Source organism: Hydrogenophilus islandicus (assembly GCF_054657095.1).
The window spans coordinates 1-788 of the sequence record NZ_BAAHXE010000073.1 but is presented as its reverse complement, the minus strand read 5'-3'; the positions used below and the strand labels follow the sequence as shown (position 1 = coordinate 788).

Annotated in this window: 1 protein-coding gene; it reads left to right on the top strand. The window is 57.4% G+C overall.

What is annotated here, in order from left to right; all coding sequences use genetic code 11:
• Positions 1 to 302: 302 nt before the first annotated feature.
• Positions 303 to 788: reverse transcriptase N-terminal domain-containing protein (locus ACYQ6T_RS10700; protein ID WP_459830700.1), on the top strand; the 486-nt coding region annotated here is incomplete at its 3' end.

Genomic DNA, 788 nt, shown 5'->3' with positions numbered 1-788 from the left:
GTCTTGATGCTACCTAAGCGAGGACGCAAGTCCCACCGGGGAAAAGCCGACGCCTAACCTTCCATTGTCACTTACGCGGAACACGGTAAACCCGTATCTCCGCCCGCAAGGGCAGGCCGACCGTAAGGAAAGCTGTTGGGGGTGCGGGCATGGGATGCCGGAAAAAGCGAATGCCGTCCTGTAATGGGGCGGATAGGGATTGAGGGGCGACCCAACATCATCCCGCCCGAAAGGGAGCAGACTTCCGGCTGGTCTCTCTTCGCAAGAGAGTATGTAGAACCTTCTGAACGGAGGAAAAGCAAATGACGACCATGCAAATGGTTGGTGCAGCCTCCGGCTGGGAGGATGTGAATTGGCACAATATCGATTGGGCCAAAGCACACCAAACAGTTAGGAGGCTGCAAACGCGTATTGCGAAGGCAGTCAGGGAAGGGCGCTGGGGCAAGGTGAAAGCCTTGCAATGGCTCCTGACCCACTCGTTTTATGGGCGAGCAATCGCCGTGAAACGAGTCACTGAAAACCAAGGCAAGAAGACACCGGGCGTGGACGGGGAAACCTGGGACACTCCGGAGTCAAAGGCCAAGGCTGTAATGTCCCTCAAACGCAGAGGCTATCGGCCAATGCCGCTGAGGCGGGTATTCATCCCGAAAGCGAATGGGAAGAAGCGTCCTCTGGGAATCCCCGCGATGAAGGACAGGGCCATGCAGGCGCTATACCTACTGGCACTGGAACCAGTCGCGGAAACTCAGGCGGATCCAAACTCGTACGGGTTCAGACCCATGCGGGCA